Source organism: Alteromonas sp. DY56-G5 (genome assembly GCF_041414725.1).
Classification (GTDB): Bacteria; Pseudomonadota; Gammaproteobacteria; order Enterobacterales; family Alteromonadaceae; genus Alteromonas; species Alteromonas macleodii.
The window spans coordinates 23,221-39,057 of record NZ_JANHZQ010000041.1; the positions used below are offsets into that span (position 1 = coordinate 23,221).

Sequence of the window (15,837 nt, forward strand, 5' to 3'; positions counted from 1 at the left end):
GACAGACAGGGGATGCAAGTTTCTACGGATAGTCTCACTTTTGGGCATTCTTTCTTGGAATAACAATAATCACACCAATTGCCCTAACTCAAATAGTTAGTGCTTTGCTCATGTTTGGCGGTAGAGCCATTTATGAAGACAAGCCGCGCGTAACAAGACACAACATTTTGAAATGGCGAGCCACTGGCTGGCCAACACTCAACACATTAAGGATTATCAAATGCCTGTAAATGGTAAGCGCATTATTTTGTTAGGAACCCTGTTTCCCATGTTGTCAGCGGGTGTGCTGGCGCAAAGCGAAGAGATAGAAACGCTCGACACCACCGTTGTGCAATCTGCGTCTGAAGAGCTGAAGCAAGCCCAAGGCGTGTCTATCATTACGGAAGAAGATTTCAAACGTCGTCCTGTCACTAACGATATCGCTGAAATTGTAAGAACCATGCCGGGTATCAACCTTACAGGTAACTCAAGCTCAGGACAGTATGGCAACAAACGTCAAATCGACATTCGCGGGATGGGTCCAGAAAATACGCTTATTTTAATTGACGGCAAGCCAGTGTTGTCGCGTAACTCTGTAAAAATGGGCCGTTCAGGCGAGCGAAACACACAGGGCGACAGCAACTGGGTTCCAGCTGAAGCGATTGAGAGCATTGAAGTTATTCGTGGTCCAGCAGCGGCTCGCTATGGCTCTGGCGCATCAGGTGGTGTTATCAATATTATCACTAAGTCTCCTGATGAAGCTTCTACCTCTATCACCGCTCAGACCGAGCTTTCTTCAAATAAATACGAAGGCGACAACCGTCGTTTTAACCTAGTAACAAGTGCGCCTTTATCTGAGCGCTTCTCTCACCGTACTATTGTTAACTACAACGAACAGGACGCTGACGACCCACGCGTAAATTTAGACGCAACAGACGTAACAACGGGCCGCGGCGGTACAGCAAAAGCGGTAGGTGCAGGACGTGAAGGTGTTGAAAACATCGACGTGCGTACTCTTGTTCGATTCGACCAAGATGAAATTAATCGCTGGGACTTTGAAGCAGCCTATAGCCGCCAAGGCAACCGCTATGCCGGTGACAATGCATTTCAAGGCGTAAGCTACCCCGTTGATGAAAACGGCAACGTCATCATACCTGAACCTGAAGACCTGGCAGAAACTGATGCTCAGAGCCTAATTGGTGAAGAAACACTAGTAATGCACCGTCGTACGTTCGGCGTAACACACAATGGCGAATATGACTTCGGCGACTCATTTAGTTACATCCAATACGAAAGCACGTCTAACAGCCGTTTAGGTGAAGGCTCTGCAGGTGGTGGTGAAGGTCGCATTAATAGCCTTGAGATGACCACCATCAAATTAGAGAACATTACGGCAAAGACCGAGTGGAATGTGCCTTTAACGTTAGGCGGCTTCAATCAAACCGCAACGTTTGGTGCGGAATACCGCAAAGAGACCCTAGACGATTCAGTTAGCAATCAGCTTTCTCTGAACGTGGTTGATGACGGTACTATTCCTGGTGTAGAGACTGACCCAGAAAATCGTCCATCTGAAACCGACGCCACGCTTGTAGGTGTGTATGTTGAAGACAACATCATGCTAACGGATTCAATCACGCTTACGCCTGGACTACGTTTTGATGATCACAGCAAAGCGGGTACAAACCTTAGCCCGAGCTTGAATGCATCATGGCAGGCATCGCCTAATATTGTGGTTCAAGGTGGTATTAGCCGTGCGTTTAAAGCACCAAATCTCTATCAATTAAACCCTAACTACGTGTACTACACCCGAGGTAATGGTTGCCCAGTTGACTTCTCTAACCTAGGTGGCGGGTGTCACATTCTAGGAAACCCTGACCTAGAGCACGAAACCTCAGTAAACAAAGAAATTGGTGTTAACTACACCAACGAAGAGGGCTTGAACGCGGGTATTACTTACTTCCACAACGACTATAAAGACAAAATTGGCACCGGTAATGTACCGCCAGAGTATGTGTTACCTGGCGAAGAAGGTGGCGAGGCCAACGTTCAGGTATTCCAGTGGTTTAACGTTCCTGAAGCGGTTATTTCTGGCCTTGAAGGTAACTTGTTGTTCCCTGTAACCAGCACTATTGAGTGGTCGACCAACTTTACCGTGATGCTTGAGTCAGAAGATAAATCTACTGGCCAGCCATTATCTATCGTTCCTGACTACACAGTGAACTCGCTAATAAGCTGGCAAGCCACCGATGCACTTGAGCTTGTGCTTAGCGCTCAACACTATGGTGAGACAGAAAGCCCTACGGCCAGCGTTAATTCGGGCGCCGTTATCGAAGCTGATGATCGCGAAGCCTATACCATCACCAACATTAACGCCATTTACGCGTTCGACGAAAACTTAAGCTTCAACGTGTCGGTTAAGAACTTGTTTAACGAAAGCGTTAAGCGTGAAGGTACACAAGCATCTAACGCAGGGGCGAATACTTTCAATGAACCAGAAAGAAGCTTCTTGTTGTCTGCTACTTACCAGTTCTAATACTTAGCAAGCAGTAACAAGACATTAAAAATGCCGGCCTCGATAGCGATATCGACGTGCCGGCAATCTCATTAATTCAGCTAAGAGATGTAAGGGATTTGAATGAAAGTTAAAAGAAGTGCAGCGCTTTCTTTTGTACTGGTATCACTTGCCGTGGCCTCATCAGGTATTGTGATGGCAGCAACAAAAGCCAGCGATATCGACGGGCTCACTGAAAAGTGGATTAGCATTGAGCGCCAGACGCAAAAGCTAGAAAACGAGTGGCGTGAATCAGAGCCTGCATTACGTCAGCGTATTCAACTGCTTAAAGCTGAACGTACTCAGCTGCAGAGTATGATTGACGAAAGTAAGGCTGCAACCACCGACGTAGAAGCCCAGCGAGAAGCACTGCTTTCTGAGCAAAGTGAGCTTGAAGCACAACAGGGTGGGGTAGAGCGTGCATTGACTGGAGTAATAGGGCAAGTAGACAGCCTTTACTCGTCGCTGCCTGAAATTATTCGCCAGACGTGGGATAAAGAGCAAGCCGAATTAGCGGCTGACGCCGACACGTCAAATAAGCTTCAGGTTACCCTTGCAAAACTTTCATCCCTTGCGCAATTCAATAGCAAACTTCTGGTTAACGAAACCGTAATGCGTGCTCCCGATGACAAAGATGTATTAGTTAAGCAGTTCTTTGTTGGCAGCAGCTATGCGTGGTTTACCAACGCCGATGGTCAATATCAGGGGGCCGGTCGCGTTAAAAATGGCGAGTGGCAGTGGCAATTCAGTGACAATGTAGATAGCGAATCGGTAGCGCTTGCCGTCGCTATTTTTGAGAAAAAGCATGAACCTGATTTTGTTTCTTTACCACTTACACTGGCTAAAGGAGAAGGCGAATGAAATGCTTTTCTCACGTTCTCACAGCATTTAATCCAATGTTGAGATCCTCTCTCATTGCAGCATGTGTTGCTTTGTGTGCTGCTGTGGTTTGTGTACCGGCAGTGGCAGCGCCTGAAGATAGCATGCTGGCCAATATTAAAGACGCGAAAGCGCGTCTGGATCGCACCGAAAGCAAAATTAGTAAAGAGCGGGTAGCGCTGGCTAATGAATTGCGCGCGCTTGAACAGCAGGTAATGAAACTGCGCAATGAAACCACGGTAGCCCGCCGTAAAATGGACGAAAGAACCCTTAGTCTTTCACAGTTAGAAAATCGCCTATCGAGCTGGAGCGAGCAACAAGAGTTCCAACAAAATTTGTTGAGCCGTTTCCTGCTTCAAACTGGTGTAGACAGTCTGTCATTAAGCGAAATGAGCTTGTCTGACAAAGTCCAGAAAGTGGGTGAAAAAGCGAAAGAGTTTGCCAATCAACAAACCCCTAATTTCAGTGCAGGAAAGGTTGTACTGGCGAATGGCGAAGTGACCCAAGCAAAAGTGCTTACTCTTGGCCCGGTGACGTGGTATCTGGCGCAAGCACAAAACGTTGCGGGTACGGCAGAGCGTAAGCAAGACCTGTTTACCTCTACGTCCACTTTTTCAGATACGGATACCGAAAGCCTTGCAAGCTTGGCAAGCAGCGGCAATGGCAGCATTAAAATAGATCCTACCCTTGGCCGCGCAGCAACGCGCGAGCAAGCGTCAGAAGGGGTAATTGAACATGTTGTGAAAGGCGGAGTGTGGGTGATCCCTATCGTTTTGTTTGCCCTTCTCGCTACGCTTATCGCACTGTTTAAAGTTATTCAGCTATGGCGCTTACCGAAGGTTAAGCAAGTAGCATCAGGCAAAGCTCTGGTGAACATGGTGGGCAGTTCAGGTGTGGGCTTCTTTGATGGCATGCAGCGCGAGCTGTATGACATAACTAAGCGCGCAAGCACGCCAACTGAACGCGACGATGAACTGTTTTCTGCACTCCAGCAAGACAAAATCAAGCTTGAAAAATACAACGGCACCATTGCTGTAACTGCTGCCGTTGCACCCTTACTAGGTCTTCTAGGTACGGTAAGCGGCATGATTGAAACCTTTAGAATGATGACGGCATTTGGCTCAAGCGACCCCGAAGTTATTTCTGGCGGGATCGCTAAAGCCTTGGTTACGACAGAGTTAGGCTTAGTTGTGGCCATACCGGCATTAATTCTAAATGCCGTACTCTCTCGCAAAGCGCGACATTACTACGAAGAGCTCGAAAGTTTCGCGCTTGTACTTAGCAATGACGAGCCTGACGTTGCTGAGAAAAGCGACCAAAAGAGTGATGGTCAACAGCAAGCGAGCGCAAGCTAATGATTGAACAGCTAGCGGGGAATGCATTGTGTTGGTTAATGCTGCTGGTGGCATGGTTTGCTTACCAGCAAATCTTTGTGTTGTTTACTACACGCAAAGAGATAGCCCAAGTGCGTGATGGAGAGAAAGAGCTAACAAAGCGAGAAATGGTACCTGCCGTACTGGTTAGTGCTCTTCCCTTGATGGGCCTGCTAGGAACAATTGCAGGCCTACAAGTGAGTTTCACCGGAATGATGTCGTTAGGTGTCGATAGTCAAGTCGTCACTGGTGGCATTGCCGATGCACTTTTTACCACTCAGCTTGGCTTAACCTTGGCTATTCCTGGCTGGCTTTTGTTGATGTTTGTTAATGGTGCGGTAAAGCGCGCCGTAGCAAGGGAGGCGTAAACATGGCAAGTCGATTACAGCGACGCCTTGAAAACCAGCAAGCGCAAGGCATTGATATGTCTCCGCTACTAGACGTGGTTTTTATACTTTTAATTTTCTTTATCGTTTCAACAGTGTTTGTAAAAGAGACTGGGGTAGAGGTAGATAAACCACAGGCAATATCAGCACAAAAGCTCGATCAAATGGCCATTATGCTGGCAATTACCCGAACCGGTGAAGTGGTGTATGACAGTGCCAATATCGGTGTGAGCGGTGTGCGCTCTACCGTTGAGCAATTGTTGATGAAAGAACAACGCCCAGTAGTCATTCAGGTAGATAAAGCCGTTCGCTCTGAATTACTGGTAGAAGTCATAGATGAAGCCAAACTGGCAGGTGCCGACACGGTCAATATCGCCACTTTGAAGCCATAGCGAACGAGGCAAAATTCAATGAAATACAATCTTCAACCTTCTCTACTTAGCGGTGCGGTGCTCGTTAGTGCGCTTGGCGTTATGTGGCTAGGGCACTTTTTGTCTAATCTGCAGCCCGACACTATGGTTGTGCGCAAGTTAGACATTGCGGTAACGCCTCCACCGCCGCCGCCCCCTAAAACGCAAAATGTAGTGGAAGAGACTGAACTTGTTATGCAGGTAGAGGGCAGTGGCGCAGCCATGACCATGGCGGATTTAAGTGTTGAGCCAGATATTCAAGTGCCAAAGCCCGACATGCCAAATGTCAAAGTGACCCAAACCCAATGGGATATGCCTGATATTGAATTGGACGCCTTTGGGCTAAGCGAACTGGATTCAAAGCCTACCTTGCTGACTCCGGTCAAAATACGTTTCCCCAAGCGACTTAAAAAGCAAGGTATCAAGCGGGTGATTGTAAAGCTCGACGTCATTATTGACGAACACGGCAACGTAAAGCTGATGGATATTGTCGAGAACCCGCATCACGAGCTCAATAAAGAAATAATGCGTTTTGTTAAAGCCAGCAAATTTACATCGCCCTACAAAGAAGATGAAGCGGTGAAGGCGCGTTTTATTTGGCCTGTAGTTATAGAGGCCTAATAGAAGCTTAATAGAGGCTTTATAAAGGCCTGGTTTTATCGCAATAAAGCGAAATAGAAGCTAAAGAATTTAGAGGTTGATTGAGACAATGTTAAACAAGATTACAGCCGTAACTGTCCTCAGCTGTGTAGTGAGCGCGCTGGCTTTTGTTAAGCCAGCAAGTGCGAAAATAACGGTGGAATTGGAAGAACCCGATTGGCAGTTTGTCATGCGTCAGCATCATAGAGATGATCATCGTGAACGTATATCCCGTGAAGAAGGTGAGTTTATCGGGCGCATTCAGGCCGACTTGCAAGCAGGCAATTATTCAAACGTTGCCAGCGCATTTGCAACCCAGGATATTTCTCAATTTAGTCCACGCTTGCGTGAGCTTTACGGACAAGTGCTATTGAATGAGAAAAACTACTCACTTGCCGAAAAAGTGCTGTTGGACGTTATCGATGCTATGCCAAACCTTCCATCGGCGCACAGAAGTTTGAGCATGGCGTATTTAATGACAGATAAATTGGCCAAAGCACGCACTCATTTAACTAAAAGCGTAGAGCTAGGTATTCAAGATGCCCAACTTTTCGGGCAGCTAGCCTATACCAATGTTCAGCTTGGCAAACCTGTCACCGCTATTGGTGCTTATCAAAATGCGTTAATGCTCGAACCTGAAAACAAGCAATGGTATCAAGGCTTATTGTTCGCGCTTATTGAAAGTAATGCACTTGCACAGGCGGAAAGCTTGCTAAGCGAAATGTTGGTAGATGATGAAAGTAATCAGCAGCTTTGGCTCCAACGGGGACAAATAGCGTTAAAGCAGGGTGACATGGTAAAGGCGCTGAGCAGCTTAGAGACTGCCCTTTCTTTAGGTGACCGCTCGCTGTCGAACTTGATTTCAGTGGCCAAATTGCACGTTTCTGACGGCAGTCCGCGGCGCGCAGCAGACATACTGGCTACCCATGCGAAGACTTTCATTACCGACAAAGATGGGGAAGGCTTCGACGCTTACTCCAAAATAGCGGCTTACTTAGCGGCTAATGAGCAGTGGTTTGATTTAGGTAAATTAACGCAAGCTGCCGACAACAATGTGAAAAAGCTCACGACCACTCAAGCAGCTACGCTTAATGTACTTAAAGCTCGGTTAGCTATGGGCAAAGGGCAAAGCAAAACGGCAATTTCCCTTTTAACCAAAGCCATTGCTGACGCCCCTGACAATGGAGAGGCGCTGTTATCTCTTGCTTCACTTTATCGTCAACAGAACAACGTCGAACGTGCCAAAATGACCTATCTGCGAGCTGAGTCACTCGCCGACGTTAAACAGCGCGCCATGCTCGGGCGTGCGCAAATTGCCATAGATCAGCGTCAGTACCAAGATGCACTTACGCTTTTACGACAAGTCTATAAATCGTACCCATCCCGTTCTGATTTACTTGGCAACATCCAGTCACTAGAAAACCTAGTGAAGAACACAATATGAAGAGCCAAACGGTAAACCGCGTCGCCATAAATCGTGAACGATTGGATGTCGCACTTAGAACGCTGATTGCTGTGGCATTGGGCTACGCTTTTTCAGCGTGGCTAAGCAGCGCTATCGCCAATTTTATAGGGGCTGACGGACGAGAACACGAAGTGCTGGTAAGAATGCTGTTCTTTTGTGTTTACTGCACCTTCATCCTTTTTACGTTCATCTTTGATACGACGAAAAAGGCGTCCATCATAATGACAGCGTTCTCTGCGTTAGCCTTATGTCTTTATTCAATCAGTACAGGGCTTTAGCATGAAAGGGAATGTCAGAAAGTCTATGACGTGGCTTCATACCTGGAGCTCGGTACTTGTTGGTTGGTTACTCTTTGCTATTTTTTTCACCGGTACGCTGTCGTTTTTTAGAACCGAAATAACCTATTGGATGCAGCCAGAACAACACGCCGCAGTACCCAGCGAAAAGGCGCTAGAGCACGGTTTACGTTATCTTGCGATCAATGCGCCCAATGCAAGTGAATGGCAACTCTCACTACCAGATGCGCGCTCGAATACACTCGACTTGTCGTGGCGCGACGCTAATGCAGGTAACGAGCGTCGTCGAGGACCACGGGTCATGTTGAACCCGTCCACGGGTGAAGAGATAAAAGTAAGGGAAACGGCCGGTGGCAACTTCCTTTATCGTTTTCATTTCGAGTTATACGGTATCGACAGAACCATTGGACGCTGGATAGTAGGCGTAGTCAGTATGATGATGTTTGTTGCTATTATCAGCGGCGTCATCATGCACAGAAAAATCTTTGCCGATTTCTTTATGTTCAGGCCAAAGAAGAAGCTGCTGAGCTGGATAGATGGGCACGCCATTAGTGCGGTACTAGCACTACCATTTCATATCATGATCACTTTTTCTGGTTTGATTCTATTAGGCGCCACGCTATTGCCTTTTAACAGCGAGGAGCGCGTGCGGCACCGTCCTCAAGGTACAGAAGTACGCCAGAATGCGCAGCAGCAAAATCTAGCTTCGCCAGACATTAATGCCTTATTGGCCTTACCTATCTCTTCGATGATTGCTCACGCTGAGCGCACATGGCAGGTGCCGGTTGAAAACTTATCTATTACTCACCCGGGTAAAGCTAACGCTCAGTTTACGCTAAATGGGAACAATCGAACGCAGTTAAGTGCGGGGCGTGGGGGAAGTAGTGCACTGGTATTTAACGCACAAGGCGAAGTCATAAACGAGCGCCCAGCGTCAGTGGCCGCTAACGCCAGCCAGGCGACGTATAACTATTTGGATATGTTACATCAAGCGCGCTTCGCCGATACCCTCACTCGCTGGTTACTATTTTTTGCCGGTATTCTGGGTACCATTATGGTGGGAACGGGCTCTGTTTTGTGGGTAGTGAAACGGGCAAAGCAGCAGCTTGGAGAGTTTGGTTTTGAACTGGTCAGGGGCAGCAACATAGGCAGCATTGCAGGGTTAATGTGTGCAACCGGCGGCTACTTTTGGGTAAACAGGCTACTTCCTGCTGACCTAACGTCTCGAAGCTTATGGGAAATTAAGGTGTTTTTCGCAATATGGCTGGTGTGTGTGGTTGCAGGGTTTATTTGGCGAGACAAAAAAGGGTGGGCTATTCAACTTGGCTTTGCAGCAGTGTTGTTTGCGCTTGTCCCTTTGCTTGACCACCTCACCTCAGCAACAGGCCTAGATTTTGCGGTTGCAAATGGTGATAGCCTGAGAGTGGGTTTTGACCTTATGTGCATAACACTTGCGGCAGTACTCGGCTATGCTGCTTACCACGTCAAAAGAGCCAAAGCCGTGAAAGCAAAACGGGTGAAAAGCACACCGTCACCTAAGCGAAAAGACAGAGCTCCCCAAAATAAGCCGCAAGGTGACAACAGCGAGGCATTAATATGAGTATCATTCTGGATGTGGTGTTCGCATTTGTGCTTACTTATTTGAGTTTCTTACTACTTTCGCTTGGCAACAAGAAGCATGCAGGTATCACCCGATTGACCAGCACACCTTCACCATTACTTTTAATTGTGCTTCATAGTTTGGCGTATTTGCTTATGGCAATAAGCCTCATGAACTGCATAGACGTGTGGAAGACTGAAATTGGCGTGGTGGTATGGATAGGGCTTTTACAGCTTGCAAGCGTGATGGTTTCAGCAACGTTTACCTATTTACCTACCCTTTACACCGTGGTGTGTAATTACCTATTGCTTGTCGCTTTTTGGGGGCCTCGTTTACGCGAAAAGTGAAGCAATACTTAAAGGTTGTTGAGCAAAAAATACAATAATGAGAATAAATCTCATTTACATTGAAAAGGATGGAAATATCTGTATTATCTAGCCCGTTGAATTAATCAATATCACCGAGTAGTACAGAGAGTTAGCAACGAAATTATGAGTTTTTCTTTAGGCGGCATCCGCCAATGGCACTGGATTAGTGGCGCAGTCTGTCTGGTCGGGATGATGTTATTTGCCCTAACGGGGATTACGCTAAATCACGCTGTAGACATTCCAGCGAACAGAACTGTAACGTCAGCTGAATCAAGCTTACCACCGTTGGTTGTCGAACAATTGGTTTCTCTGGACACCGGTGACATAGCCATTCCAAGCGAACTCGTCGCGTTTATGCAGTCGCAAGAGGGCATTTCACTACCTTCATCGGTGACGGGAGAGTGGGATGGTATTGAATTTTATGCCGCTTGGCCTGGACCCGGTGCTGACAGTTGGATAGCAGTAGATGCTGAACTTGGCACAGTGACTTATGAAAACGTTGATAGAGGATGGATATCTTATTTCAATGACCTGCATAAAGGGCGGAACACGGGAAATGCCTGGCGCTGGTTTATCGATATCTTCGCTGTTGCCTGCATTATTTTTAGCGTAACTGGGCTGCAACTATTAATGCGTCACTCGAAAACGCGCGCGTCTACTTGGCCCATTACTACGCTCGGTGTGCTCATCCCGTTTGTCATTATTTTACTGTTTGTGCACTAGCGCGACGCTAGTGGCACTTACCTACACAATTTTAAGGAGTGTTTACATGAAAATGCGAAAAGGCGCAGTTATCGCATCGACTTTATTAAGTATGACATTTGCCTCTGGCGCTATTCACGCTGCAAGCCAAGCCAAACTTGACGTGGCCTTACCGCAACTTGATGTGGCTGAATATCACAAACCTTATCTTGCCGTGTGGATTGAAGACAGTAAACGCAAGGCTACTCAAGTTGCCGTATGGTACGACGTTGAAATGCGTGAAGACAAAGGGAAAGAGTGGCTTAAAGACTTGCGCCAATGGTGGCGTCGTGGTGGACGAAGCCTTGATTTGCCTTACGACGGACTTACCAGTGCAACAAAAGGTCCAGGCGATTACAGCCTTGATTCGCAGTTAAATAAAGCGTTAGCACAACTGCCAGAGGGCGATTACACGCTTCGCGTTGAGGCATCACGAGAAGTAGGCGGAAGAGAAGTACTGTCTCTGCCATTTTCATTACCGCTATCTGCTGCGTCACTACCGGTAGAGGTGAAAGGAAATTCAGAACTTGGGCGTGTAGTACTGCGTCTGGAAGACTAATCTGCTGAGGCGCTAATTCAACGCTCACTCAGTAGAGATCCAATAAGAGGACATTATGAAAAAACTATCAGTAAAAGCTTCAGCCATTGCGCTAGCAGCAACACTTGCCGTGTCATTTTCAGCCAGTGCGCATCGCGCGTGGTTACTTCCAAGCTCTACCGTACTATCAGGTGAAGAAGCTTACGTGACGTTTGATGCTGCTATTTCAAATACTATTTTTCACCCTGACCACTTCGCAATGAACGCCAGTAACTTAGTGGTTCAATCGCCAGAGGGTGAAGCCGTAGACGTAGAAAATATGGCACGCGGTAAGTACCGAACCACGTTCGATTTGAAATTAAACAAAGAAGGTACATACAAACTGACGTCTGCCAGCAATGGTATTCGCGCATTTTGGCGAGATGAAGAAGGCAAGCGCAAGATGTGGCCGGGCCGTGGTGAAGAATATAAGCCGGAAGAGTTCGCAACAGCCGTGCCTAAGAAAGCAAAAGATCTTCGCGTAATGCAAAGCTCTCGCCGCGTAGAAACGTTTGTTACTCTTGGTGCGCCATCGAACAAGGTGTTCACGCCTGATAACGTGGGTTTGGAGCTAGTGCCAGTGACTCACCCTAATGATTTATTCGCCACCGAAACGGCAACGTTCAAGTTACTTATTGACGGTGAGCCAGCGGTTGGCGCCGAGGTGGAAGTTGTGCGCGGTGGTATGCGCTACAGAAATGATCAGGAAACGATTAAAGTCACGTCTGACAAAAATGGTCAGATTGAAATTACATGGCCGCAAGCCGGTATGTACTTTGTAGAAATTGGCTATGAAGACGATAAAGCGCAAAAGCCTGCAACGTCTCGTAACGGTAGCTACTCAGGCACATTTGAAGTACTTCCGCTGTAATAACCGTACGTTATTGCGCAGCTAGGGGCTGTAAACGTTCTTTGAATACTCACAGAGCAACAGCCTCTTAAGTTTCTAGCTATTTCAATACAACGGCATAAAAGTTAAGCACATGACAGAAACACACCGTCTACTCATAGCAATAGTAAGCATTGGCCTGTATATGCTGTGGGTAGCGGTGTTATTTTTTAAACATCGAAAGCAATACAACTATGCGGTATCAGGCGAGGAGACCCTTGTCGTATACGCAAGCCAAACCGGTACAGCTGAAAAAATTGCCCGCGCAAAGGCCGCGGCGCTATCACAGCAAGAGCAAACGTCGGTAGTGTCCATGGCATCTTTGAAACTCAACACGCTAAGTAGTGTGTCGAAAGTCATTTTTGTTGTGAGTACCTACGGTGAAGGCGAACCCCCTGATGCGGGTAGAACCTTTAGTAAAGCGCTAAAAAAAGCGTCGTCGAATCAATCTGATTACCTGTCCCACCTGTCTTTTGAAGTGGTGGGATTAGGCGATAAGCAATACGCCGCGTTTTGCCAATTCGCAGTCACGTTGTTTGATAATATCAGTGCACTAGGCGCACGTGCGCTTTCTCCGCTAACGACATTAGATTCAGGGAAAGGTGAGCATTTGTCTTTGCTTGGTTCGTTGCCACAGGATGAACAGCACCCCACCCATGCTTTCACACTGAAAAATCGGGTTCAATTAAATGAAATAAGTCTAGCTTCTGGCGAGACTTCAAACCAACCCTCTAACCACTCTGAGAGCAAACCTTCAAACCCAGCGTCGCCAGGCCTGTTCGGCTTGTCGTTGAACGTTGACCATTCTAATCAGACACAAGAATTACATGAACAATGGGAAGCGGGTGACGTGTTGGAAGTACTTATTCCTCAGCAAGCAGGGGAACCAACAGTTAGCCGAAGCTACACCATAGCGTCGGTACCACAAGAGCACGACGTAAAGCTTGTAGTTCGACAGCTGGTTAAAGACAACGGCCAACTCGGGATAGGTTCAGGCTTACTTACTCGTTCCTTGCCTCTTTCTCAGTCAGTACAGGCCTACATTCGTAAAAATACCAGCGCGATTATTGCAGACACAATGTGCCCATTGCTTTTGATTGCGGCGGGTAGCGGTATTGCGGGGGTACGAGCACAGCTTGCAAAGCGCGCATTACTTGAGAACGCAGGGCCAGTATGGATATTTTTTGGCGAGCGTAATCCTGCGCAAGATGACGTGCTAGATAAAACACTATCGCCTTTTCAAAATAGTGACTGTATTTTCAAAAAGTCAGTGATTTTCTCCCGTCAAGAAAACGGGGGCTATGTTCAACAGCGCCTCGTAGAGCAGCGAGATGAGGTAAAATCCTTCTTAGGTGATACCGGACAAGTATATGTATGTGGTCACTTTGAGGGAATGGGCCAAGGCGTTGATAAAGCATTGCGGTCTATACTTGAGGAACAAGCATACAATGTGCTAGCTGACGAAGGGCGTTATCATCGCGACCTTTACTAATGTGGAGAACAGCAGGCAACTAATGTCTGTTTTACGCTTTCCTGTTTCACCGCTGAATCATCGCTAATAAACCTCAAAAGCCTTACAGCTAAATCCCAAACTTTGAGTTAGACTTTAGTCTAATGTGTCAGGCCCTTGCCTTGTCGCATGTTTAAATATGCGCAACAGTACGTTGGGCATACCTTAAATAGGTGTTTTCTTATTCAGGTATGACCTTTCGCCACCGATAATTGGTGTAATGTTTGAACTGAAAATAAGAAAATCAACAGGCTAGGGGCTGCTGACCTTTGTTGTACGTTTAAACCAAAATTCGTACACCAAAGAACAATAGGCCCTAGGGCCTGTCGATAAAACAAATTAGGACAACAGTATGCAGTCTATTGCCATTGTTATACTGGGTATCATCGGAATGTTGCTCGGTTGGTTCGTATATTCGAAGTTTATTGCGAGCCGTATATTTAAGTTGGATGATAGCTTTGTAACACCAGCCCATACAATGAAAGATGGGGTGGACTATGTTCCCACCAATAAAGTTGTATTGTGGGGGCACCATTTCACTTCCGTGGCGGGGGCAGCACCCATCGTAGGTCCAGCTATTGCTGTCTACTGGGGATGGGTTCCTGCGGTACTTTGGGTTGTGTTCGGTACGATATTATTTGCCGGTGTGCACGATATGGGCGCTCTATGGGCTAGCGCACGCCACAAAGGCAAATCAATGGGCGCGCTGTCTGAGACCGTCATCGGAAAACGCTCTCGTTCACTATTTATGATAGTGATCTTCCTAGTACTCTTAATGGTTAATGCGGTATTTGGCGTGGTTATCGCGAACTCTTTTGTCTCCCAACCCAATGCGGTATTCCCAGCTTGGATGGCAATCGCAGTTGCATTAGTGATAGGTCAATTGCTTAAACGTAATTTCAGCCTCATACCCTTGTGTATTGTGGGGATTATTGTGCTTTACGCATCGGTGTATGCGGGCAGTTATATCCCACTAAGTCTGCCGGAAACCATGTTTGGTTTAGCAGATAAAGCAAACTGGATCATTATCTTATTTATTTACGCCGCTATTGCATCGCTGTTACCAGTTTGGATGCTGTTACAGCCTCGTGATTTCATTAACGGTATGCAGTTACTTGTTGGCTTGTTCCTGCTTTATGGTGCAGTGTTCTTTGCTATGCCGGATATCACGGCGCCAGCGTTTAACGCTCAAACTGCTGTCGATTCCCCAAGTCTTATCCCGCTGTTGTTCGTTACTATTGCGTGTGGCGCCGTTTCTGGTTTCCACGGTATTGTGTCTTCAGGTACCAGCTCTAAGCAGCTAGACAAAGAGACCGATGCACGCTTTGTTGGTTACCTAGGCGCGGTCGGTGAAGGTTCACTGGCACTTATTACCATTGTCGCTGTGAGCGGCGTTGCGTTTGCAGCTTCTCCAGAAGAATGGCACGAAGTATACAGCCATTTGGGTGCGGGTAGCGTGGGTGCATTTATCACTGGTGGTGCGAACCTAATTCAGCAGGGTTGGGGGTTGCCGGTAGATTTCTCGTCAACGATCCTTGCGGTAATGGTAGTTCTATTTGCTGGCACCACCATGGATTCGGGCGTGCGTCTGCAGCGCTACATAATCCAAGAATGGGGCGATATCTATTCAATTGGTGCACTTAAGAACGGCGTGGTTGCAACGCTCGTAGCTGTTGGATGTTGTTTATTGCTGGCCTTCGGTGCAGGTGGTGCGTCAGGCAGTGGCGGTATGATTATTTGGCCGTTATTCGGTTCTACTAACCAGATACTAGCCAGTTTAACCCTGTTAGTAATCTCGGTTATGCTGATTAAATTAGGTCGACCAGCGAAATATACGCTGATTCCAATGGTGTTTGTACTGATTATGGCCTTCTTTGCTGGGCTTATTAAACTTAAAGAATACTACGTTGAAGGTAACTATCTATTGGTGTTCTTAGACGCAGTAGTACTTATTGTGTCTGTGCTTGTTATGCTTGAAGCTTTTTCTGTGGTGTCAAAACTCAAAAAGGAATCGAAGCTTAAAAAAGAGCAAGCCAACGGATAAGTCACTAGGGCCTGTATATGGTCTCCCCCTTTATTGCAAGAGTAAACATGCTGTTTGACTAAAATGGTTTGCGTCCGTATATCCGGCTTCTCGTTGAAGTATTTTCACTTCGAGCCTCGATGAACTTCGC

At 47.0% G+C, this 15,837-nt stretch carries 15 protein-coding genes; all 15 read left to right on the forward strand.

Going from position 1 to position 15,837, the window contains the following annotated elements; all coding sequences use genetic code 11:
• The first annotated feature begins 220 nt into the window (after positions 1-220).
• The gene (locus tag NO989_RS17160) at positions 221-2,512 is read left to right on the forward strand and encodes a FepA family TonB-dependent siderophore receptor (RefSeq protein WP_075177867.1); all 2,292 of its coding nucleotides are present in this window, start codon (positions 221-223) and stop codon (positions 2,510-2,512) included.
• Between the two features lie 102 nt (positions 2,513-2,614).
• Positions 2,615-3,391: a DUF3450 family protein gene (locus NO989_RS17165; RefSeq protein ID WP_039234921.1), complete on the forward strand. Its 777-nt coding sequence runs from the start codon at positions 2,615-2,617 to the stop codon at positions 3,389-3,391.
• A complete protein-coding gene (locus NO989_RS17170; protein WP_371342944.1) occupies positions 3,388-4,764 on the forward strand; it encodes a MotA/TolQ/ExbB proton channel family protein in 1,377 nt (458 codons plus the stop codon). Before NO989_RS17165 ends, NO989_RS17170 begins: the two co-directional genes overlap by 4 nt.
• Positions 4,764-5,150 carry a MotA/TolQ/ExbB proton channel family protein gene (locus NO989_RS17175; RefSeq protein ID WP_014951025.1) on the forward strand — a complete coding sequence of 129 codons (387 nt, stop codon included), beginning with the start codon at positions 4,764-4,766 and terminating at the stop codon, positions 5,148-5,150. Before NO989_RS17170 ends, NO989_RS17175 begins: the two co-directional genes overlap by 1 nt.
• A 2-nt stretch (positions 5,151-5,152) precedes the next feature.
• Entirely contained in the window at positions 5,153-5,560 is a 408-nt protein-coding gene (locus tag NO989_RS17180; RefSeq protein ID WP_014951024.1) for a biopolymer transporter ExbD, read from the forward strand.
• 18 nt (positions 5,561-5,578) lie between these two features.
• The gene (locus tag NO989_RS17185; RefSeq protein WP_014977608.1) at positions 5,579-6,199 is read left to right on the forward strand and encodes an energy transducer TonB; all 621 of its coding nucleotides are present in this window, start codon (positions 5,579-5,581) and stop codon (positions 6,197-6,199) included.
• Between the two features lie 88 nt (positions 6,200-6,287).
• Positions 6,288-7,661: a tetratricopeptide repeat protein gene (locus NO989_RS17190; RefSeq protein WP_342291161.1), complete on the forward strand. Its 1,374-nt coding sequence runs from the start codon at positions 6,288-6,290 to the stop codon at positions 7,659-7,661.
• A complete protein-coding gene (locus NO989_RS17195; RefSeq protein WP_202941335.1) occupies positions 7,658-7,960 on the forward strand; it encodes a hypothetical protein in 303 nt (100 codons plus the stop codon). Before NO989_RS17190 ends, NO989_RS17195 begins: the two co-directional genes overlap by 4 nt.
• Before the next feature lies 1 nt (position 7,961).
• Positions 7,962-9,578 carry a PepSY-associated TM helix domain-containing protein gene (locus NO989_RS17200; RefSeq protein WP_342291160.1) on the forward strand — a complete coding sequence of 539 codons (1,617 nt, stop codon included), beginning with the start codon at positions 7,962-7,964 and terminating at the stop codon, positions 9,576-9,578.
• Positions 9,575-9,925 (forward strand): DUF3325 domain-containing protein, encoded by a 351-nt coding sequence (locus NO989_RS17205; RefSeq protein ID WP_014951019.1) that lies wholly within the window; start codon positions 9,575-9,577, stop codon positions 9,923-9,925. The genes NO989_RS17200 and NO989_RS17205 overlap by 4 nt, the downstream gene beginning before the upstream one ends.
• 144 nt (positions 9,926-10,069) lie before the next feature.
• Positions 10,070-10,669, forward strand: a complete 600-nt coding sequence (locus tag NO989_RS17210) for a PepSY-associated TM helix domain-containing protein (RefSeq protein ID WP_342291159.1) — start codon at positions 10,070-10,072, stop codon at positions 10,667-10,669.
• Positions 10,670-10,715: 46 nt separating this feature from the next.
• Positions 10,716-11,246, forward strand: a complete 531-nt coding sequence (locus NO989_RS17215) for a DUF2271 domain-containing protein (protein WP_069945082.1) — start codon at positions 10,716-10,718, stop codon at positions 11,244-11,246.
• A 55-nt stretch (positions 11,247-11,301) separates the two neighbouring features.
• Positions 11,302-12,135, forward strand: a complete 834-nt coding sequence (locus NO989_RS17220; protein WP_014951017.1) for a DUF4198 domain-containing protein — start codon at positions 11,302-11,304, stop codon at positions 12,133-12,135.
• Between the two features lie 112 nt (positions 12,136-12,247).
• The gene (locus NO989_RS17225; RefSeq protein WP_371342945.1) at positions 12,248-13,645 is read left to right on the forward strand and encodes a flavodoxin domain-containing protein; all 1,398 of its coding nucleotides are present in this window, start codon (positions 12,248-12,250) and stop codon (positions 13,643-13,645) included.
• A gap of 370 nt (positions 13,646-14,015) precedes the next feature.
• Positions 14,016-15,707, forward strand: a complete 1,692-nt coding sequence (locus NO989_RS17230; protein ID WP_014951015.1) for a carbon starvation protein A — start codon at positions 14,016-14,018, stop codon at positions 15,705-15,707.
• Positions 15,708-15,837 lie beyond the last annotated feature (130 nt).

What these genes read in the sequence shown, in the direction of transcription:
- NO989_RS17230 (WP_014951015.1), top strand. Translation starts at nt 14,016, where the DNA reads ATGCAGTCTATTGCCATTGTTATACTGGGTATCATCGGAATGTTGCTC.
- NO989_RS17160 (WP_075177867.1), top strand. Translation starts at nt 221, where the DNA reads ATGCCTGTAAATGGTAAGCGCATTATTTTGTTAGGAACCCTGTTTCCC.
- NO989_RS17185 (WP_014977608.1), top strand. Translation starts at nt 5,579, where the DNA reads ATGAAATACAATCTTCAACCTTCTCTACTTAGCGGTGCGGTGCTCGTT.
- NO989_RS17220 (WP_014951017.1), top strand. Translation starts at nt 11,302, where the DNA reads ATGAAAAAACTATCAGTAAAAGCTTCAGCCATTGCGCTAGCAGCAACA.
- NO989_RS17175 (WP_014951025.1), top strand. Translation starts at nt 4,764, where the DNA reads ATGATTGAACAGCTAGCGGGGAATGCATTGTGTTGGTTAATGCTGCTG.
- NO989_RS17170 (WP_371342944.1), top strand. Translation starts at nt 3,388, where the DNA reads ATGAAATGCTTTTCTCACGTTCTCACAGCATTTAATCCAATGTTGAGA.
- NO989_RS17215 (WP_069945082.1), top strand. Translation starts at nt 10,716, where the DNA reads ATGAAAATGCGAAAAGGCGCAGTTATCGCATCGACTTTATTAAGTATG.
- NO989_RS17190 (WP_342291161.1), top strand. Translation starts at nt 6,288, where the DNA reads ATGTTAAACAAGATTACAGCCGTAACTGTCCTCAGCTGTGTAGTGAGC.
- NO989_RS17210 (WP_342291159.1), top strand. Translation starts at nt 10,070, where the DNA reads ATGAGTTTTTCTTTAGGCGGCATCCGCCAATGGCACTGGATTAGTGGC.
- NO989_RS17165 (WP_039234921.1), top strand. Translation starts at nt 2,615, where the DNA reads ATGAAAGTTAAAAGAAGTGCAGCGCTTTCTTTTGTACTGGTATCACTT.
- NO989_RS17180 (WP_014951024.1), top strand. Translation starts at nt 5,153, where the DNA reads ATGGCAAGTCGATTACAGCGACGCCTTGAAAACCAGCAAGCGCAAGGC.
- NO989_RS17225 (WP_371342945.1), top strand. Translation starts at nt 12,248, where the DNA reads ATGACAGAAACACACCGTCTACTCATAGCAATAGTAAGCATTGGCCTG.
- NO989_RS17200 (WP_342291160.1), top strand. Translation starts at nt 7,962, where the DNA reads ATGAAAGGGAATGTCAGAAAGTCTATGACGTGGCTTCATACCTGGAGC.
- NO989_RS17205 (WP_014951019.1), top strand. Translation starts at nt 9,575, where the DNA reads ATGAGTATCATTCTGGATGTGGTGTTCGCATTTGTGCTTACTTATTTG.
- NO989_RS17195 (WP_202941335.1), top strand. Translation starts at nt 7,658, where the DNA reads ATGAAGAGCCAAACGGTAAACCGCGTCGCCATAAATCGTGAACGATTG.